Here is a 5,290-nt window from a genome sequence, read left to right as displayed (position 1 = left end):
CCCGCCGCCGGCGCCGCCCGCGTCGTCCGCGGGGTCGGCGTCCAGGCGGCGGGCGAGCTCCTCCGCGACCTCGGGGGTCCAGGTGTAGAGATCGTCCTCGAAGGGTGACTGGCCGGTCCGGAGTGCCGGACCCAGGACCCTCGCTGCGGCCGCCTCGATCGTCGGGGCAGGGCCGTGGGGCCTGTCCTGGGAACCGTCTGACACGTTGGAACTCCTGCTACGCCGGCGCTGAGTCGGGCACGTCTGGGCGACCCGACATTCGTGAAGAACCTACCACCGGGGTCGCCACGGAGCAGGTCAGCTCTGGTACGGCTCCGCGGTCACGACGGTGACGGAGACCTTCTTGCCGTTGGGGGCGGTGTACTCGCGGGTCTCGCCGTTCTTGGCGCCCAGCACGGCCTTGCCGAGCGGCGAGTCGGGCGAGTAGATCTCGAGGTCGTCCTTGCCGGAGCCCTCGCCGCGGGTGCCGATGAGGAAGGTCTCCTTGGTGTCCTCGTTGCCGTTGTAGTACGCGCGGACGACGGAGCCGATGAGCGCGACGCCGGACTCGGTGGGCGTCTCGCCGACCTGGGCGTTGGCCAGCAGGTCGTCGATGGTGCGGATCCGCGCCTCCTCCTGGCCCTGCTGCTCGCGCGCGGCGTGGTAGCCGGCGTTCTCCTTGAGGTCGCCCTCCTCGCGCCGTTCGTTGATCTCGGCGGCGATGACCGGACGGTTGGCGATCAGCGCCTCCTTCTCGGCCATGAGGCGGTCGTACGAGTCCTGGGTCAGCCAGTGGACCTGGGTGTCGTTCGCCATGAGCGCACTCCAATCTGTTCGCGTGCGTGAGTTAATAAAAACACGGCCCCGCGGATCCGGAGCCGTGCTGAAGCGCCAATATTAACACAGACACCGCCGCGCCAGGGCGGTGGTCGGTCGGGCTCGCAGGCGCTCTACCTGCGCAGGTAGTCGGGGACGTCCTCGCCGCAGCCGTAGACGTCGGCGATGAACGCACGGTCGGTGGTGAACACCGACGCGGTGATCTCGACGGTGCCGTTCTCAGACGGAGGAACGTAGACCTCACGCCGGCCCAGCTCGCCCTTGGACTCCTCCTGCGCCCGGATGATGCAGTAGGCAGGCGTGCCCGGCTCCTCGCGGGTGACGGTGAACGTGAGGTCGACCCGGCCGGAATCCACGACCTCCACGCCGGTCGCCTCGCCCGCGATATCGGGCGTCTGGTTGAGGCGGTACATCGTCACCACGCCGGCCACCAGCAGGGCGCCCACGAGCAGGACGAGGAGAACCGCGACGACCTTGCCGGCCAGGCCCGAGCCGCGGTCGGCGTCGGCGTACCGGTCGGCGGGCGGCCCCACGGGGCGCTGCGACGGGGCGTCCGACCTCGGCTCACTCATGGGGGCAAGGGTATCCGGGCGCGTCGGCGACGACGGTCGGGGGTCCACCGGGGCACGGGCCGGGGGCACGCCGCGCGGCGACGCCCATAGAATGGTGCGGTCCTCCACTTACTCGAGAAGAACGGCAGGTGCACCCGATGGCCGGTCTGCGGCTGATGGCGGTCCACGCCCACCCCGACGACGAGTCGTCCAAGGGGTCGGCGACCATGGCCAAATACGTCGCGGAGGGTGTCCACGTGCTGGTCGAGACGTGCACCGGGGGAGAGCGGGGCGACATCCTCAACCCCGCGATGGACCGCCCGGATATCGTCGCGGATCTCCCAGCGGTGCGCGTGCGCGAGATGGCGCGCGCCGCCGACATCCTGGGCGTCGACCACCACTGGCTGGGCTACGTGGACTCGGGGCTGCCCGAGGGGGACCCGTTGCCGCCTCTGCCGGAGGGGTGCTTCGCCCTGGCCGACGACGACGAGGTCACCGAGGCCCTGGTCCGCAGGATCCGTGAGTTCCGGCCACACGTGATGATCACCTACGACGAGAACGGTGGTTATCCCCACCCGGATCATCTGAAGGTGCACTCGGCGTCGATGGCCGCCTACGAGGCCGCCGCGGACCCGACCCGGTATCCGGACGCGGGCGAGCCGTGGGCCATTGCGAAGGTCTACTACACGCACGGCTTCCCGCGGCGCCGCCTCGAGCTGCTCGACGAGGAGCTCTACGCCCGCGACGGCGTCCGCCACTTCGACGAGTTCCTCTCCCGCTGGAAGGACCGTCCGGACGTGATGGAGCGGGTGACCACCCGGGTGGAGTGCGCGGACTACTTCGAGCAGCGCAACTCGGCCCTGCTGGCGCACGCCACCCAGATCGACCCCAACGGCTGGTTCTTCGCCGCGCCGGTGGAGATGCAGCAGCGGGTGTGGCCGACCGAGGAGTTCGAACTGGCAGCCAGTCGGGTGGGCTTCCCTCAGCTCGGTGAGGGAGAATACGAGACAGACCTCTTCGCGGGAGTCGACCCGTCGGTCGAGCTCCCGGTCGGACCGAGCACGAGTGAGGACGCGCGATGATCACCCTGGGACCGGACGTCCAGATCCTGGCGTACGAGTCGGCGATGATCTTCGCTCAGAACCAGTCGCCCGGCACCCCCGGGTACAACGACAACCCGGTCGGCCCCGAGTTCGGCAAGGCCTCGCCGCTCGGTATCCCCCTCGTACTGCTGCTGCTCATCGCCACGGTCCTGCTCGTGCGCAACATGAACAAGCACATCAAGAACCTGCCGGAGAGCTTCGACGCCGAGAACCCGGCGCCGGACCAGCTCGCCGACGAGGGCACCGACCGCTCTGGTGTGATCGGTGCCCCCGGTAGCGACGAGGTGGGCGACCCGCGCTGACGCCCCGCGGCGTCAGGCGGGCCGGCCGGGTGTCCGGTGCCGCTGCCGGTTCAGCGTCCCAGGAGATCGCCCATCGGGACGAAGTCGCTGAACTCGTCGTCGTCGTCCCGTCGTCCCCGCTTGTCATCCGCGCGCGTCGGCTCGACCGCGCCGGCGGTGACCCCCGCGAACCGCAGCATGTAGTCGCCCAGTTCGGTCCCCACCCGGACGGCGCGCGTCCGTAGCGAGTTCTCGTCGCCCGCGGTGGACACGGCGCCGAAGTCCTCGGCGGCCGCGAACACGGTGGTGGGCACGACGTCGGCCTTGAGGTAGGCGAACATCGGCCGCACCGCGTAGTCGACCGCCAGCGAGTGCCGCGCCGTCCCGCCCGTCGCACCGAGCGCCACCGGCACCCCGGCGATGGTGCCGGGCTCGATCACGTCGAACAGCGACTTGAACAGGCCCGAGAACGACTGGTTGTAGATCGGCGTCACCGCGATCAGCCCGTCCGCGCGGCCGATCGCGTCGATCGCCGCGCTCAGCTTCTCGCCGGGGAAGCGGGTGAACGTCGCGTCGACGACCTCGTGGGCCAGCTCGCGCGCCTCGAGTACCGTCACCTCGACGCGCTGCCCGTGGCGGGCGAGGGCGTCGCGGGTGGCGGAGGTGAGTTGGTCGGCGAGCATCCGCGTGCTGGAGGGAACGGAGGTTCCGGCGGCGACGACGACGAGGTTGAGCGGCCGCTCGTCAGGGGCGGTGTGGTCGGTCAGGTGCTCGGAGCTCACTTGGACTCCTTTCCGGCCGGCGCCTCGGCGAGGCGGGCCTGGGTGCGGCGGTTGTGGGCGAGCGACTCCTGCTGTGCCCGCTGCCCGCCCTCGGCGGTGAGGCCCGTCCAGTTGTCGCCGGTGCCGAAGCGGTAGGCGTCGGAGTAGGCGGGCTCGCCGGCGGCGGCCAGTTCGGCGTCACGGGCGGCGACCCGCGCGGCGTGCGTGGGGCCGTCCGGCACGTGGGCCGGGCGCAGCGCGTCGAGCTCACGGCGGAGGGTGGGGACGATCTCGGTGCCCAGGATCTCGATCTGCTCGAGCACCGTCTTGCGCGGCAGGCCGGCGTGGTCGACGAGGACCAGCTGGCGCTGGTAGTCGCCCACGTGCTCGCGCATCGTGATGTAGCGGTCGATGATCTGCTGCGGCGAGCCGACCGTGAGCGGGGTCTGCGCGGTGAAATCCTCGAGCGACGGGCCGTGGCCGTAGACCGGCGCGTTGTCGAAGTAGGGGCGGAACTCGTTGACCGCGTCCTGGCTGTTGGCGCGCGCGAAGAACTGGCCGCCCAGGCCGACGATCGCCTGATCAGCCGAGCCGTGGCCGTAGTGCTCGTAGCGGCGGCGGTACAGCTCCACCATCTGCTTGGTGTGGTGGATGGGCCAGAAGATGTTGTTGTGGAAGAAGCCGTCGCCGTAGAAGGCGGCCTGCTCGGCGATCTGCGGCGAGCGGATCGAGCCATGCCACACGAACGGGGCGACGCCGTCCAGCGGGCGGGGCGTCGAGGTGAACTGCTGGAGCGGCGTGCGGAACTTGCCCTCCCAGTCCACCACGTCCTCGTGCCACAGGCGGTGCAGCAGCTCGTAGTTCTCGATGGCCAGCGGCAGGCCCTGGCGGATGTCCTGTCCGAACCACGGGTACACCGGGCCGGTGTTTCCGCGGCCCATCGTCAGGTCGACGCGCCCGTCGGACAGGTGCTGCAGCATCGCGTAGTCCTCGGCGATCTTCACCGGGTCGTTGGTCGTGATGAGCGTCGTGGCCGTCGAGAGGATGATCTCGCTGGTGCGGCCCGCGATGTAACCCAGCGTGGTGGTGGGGGAGGACGTGACGAACGGCGGGTTGTGGTGCTCACCCAGCGCGAACACGTCCAGGCCCACCTGCTCGGCCAGGGTGGCGTACTCGACTATCGCCTCGAGCCGCTCGTGCTCGGTGGGTATGCGCCCGGTGGTGGGGTCCGGGGTGATGTCGGCGATGCTGAAGATTCCGAACTGCATGGTGGTCCCTCTCGTTGTCGATACGCCCAGCCGTGTGTCGATGCGCCCAGCGTACGTTGCTGACATGTCAAACAAAAGGGGGCCCGGCCGTATTACCCCTCACGCGGTGGGTGTGGGTCGCGAGCGCCCAGGGGCGGCGGAGGGAGTGCGTGGCACGAGTAGGTGGCTTTCGGCGGATCCTCTGCCGTGTTCGTGCGGGCGATGCCACGATTCACCGTGACCGGCCGGAGGAGGGCGCGTGACAGAGTGGATCGTTCGCAGGTGGCGGCGCTACGGACACGACCGTCTCTACGCGTCGACGCCCGGTGGTACCGACCTCGGCTATCTCGATCTCGCGACGGGCCGCTTCCACTCCGATGACATGTCCAATCTGCCGATGCTACGGAGAGCCATCGAGGACCACTTCGCCGCCCAGCGACCGCCGCATCAGGGCCCCGGAACGACCCCGGCCCCGGCGCCTGGCCCGTCGGCGGCACCTGGCCCGGCGCCGACGCGGTCCCCGGAGCTGGC

At 70.2% G+C, this 5,290-nt stretch carries 7 protein-coding genes and 1 pseudogene; 3 read left to right on the top strand and 5 right to left on the bottom strand.

The window, feature by feature from the left end; all coding sequences use genetic code 11:
* From G6030_RS13560 to G6030_RS13550, 3 genes are all read right to left on the bottom strand, one after another.
* Positions 1-204 (bottom strand): hypothetical protein (locus tag G6030_RS13560; protein WP_182643482.1); only part of this gene is annotated, 204 nt, incomplete at its 3' end.
* Positions 205-297: 93 nt separating this feature from the next.
* On the bottom strand, positions 298-795 hold the full coding sequence (greA, locus tag G6030_RS13555; RefSeq protein WP_007630145.1) for a transcription elongation factor GreA: 498 nt from the start codon (positions 793-795) through the stop codon (positions 298-300).
* 134 nt (positions 796-929) lie between these two features.
* Entirely contained in the window at positions 930-1,388 is a 459-nt protein-coding gene (locus tag G6030_RS13550; protein WP_063972393.1) for a DUF4307 domain-containing protein, read from the bottom strand.
* A gap of 137 nt (positions 1,389-1,525) precedes the next feature.
* Between G6030_RS13550 and mca the strand changes: the two genes are divergently transcribed.
* Together mca and G6030_RS13540 are read left to right on the top strand one after the other, a co-directional pair.
* Entirely contained in the window at positions 1,526-2,449 is a 924-nt protein-coding gene (mca, locus tag G6030_RS13545; RefSeq protein WP_182643481.1) for a mycothiol conjugate amidase Mca, read from the top strand.
* Positions 2,446-2,772, top strand: coding sequence for a hypothetical protein (locus tag G6030_RS13540; RefSeq protein ID WP_061229933.1), 327 nt, complete (start codon positions 2,446-2,448; stop codon positions 2,770-2,772). Before mca ends, G6030_RS13540 begins: the two co-directional genes overlap by 4 nt.
* Before the next feature lie 50 nt (positions 2,773-2,822).
* On the opposite strand, the gene G6030_RS13535 is transcribed toward G6030_RS13540, so the two are convergent.
* Together G6030_RS13535 and G6030_RS13530 are read right to left on the bottom strand one after the other, a co-directional pair.
* The gene (locus G6030_RS13535; RefSeq protein WP_182643480.1) at positions 2,823-3,533 is read right to left on the bottom strand and encodes a CE1759 family FMN reductase; all 711 of its coding nucleotides are present in this window, start codon (positions 3,531-3,533) and stop codon (positions 2,823-2,825) included.
* On the bottom strand, positions 3,530-4,780 hold the full coding sequence (locus tag G6030_RS13530) for an LLM class flavin-dependent oxidoreductase (protein WP_182643479.1): 1,251 nt from the start codon (positions 4,778-4,780) through the stop codon (positions 3,530-3,532). Before G6030_RS13530 ends, G6030_RS13535 begins: the two co-directional genes overlap by 4 nt.
* Before the next feature lie 238 nt (positions 4,781-5,018).
* On the opposite strand from G6030_RS13530, the pseudogene G6030_RS16285 reads away from it, so the two are divergent.
* Positions 5,019-5,290 (top strand): annotated as a pseudogene (locus tag G6030_RS16285) (hypothetical protein); the annotation flags it as partial.

This window comes from Dietzia sp. E1, assembly GCF_014145015.1.
Taxonomy (GTDB): Bacteria; Actinomycetota; Actinomycetes; order Mycobacteriales; family Mycobacteriaceae; genus Dietzia; species Dietzia cinnamea_A.
Note: the sequence above shows the minus strand (reverse complement) of the source record. Positions and strands in the feature narration are given on the sequence as shown.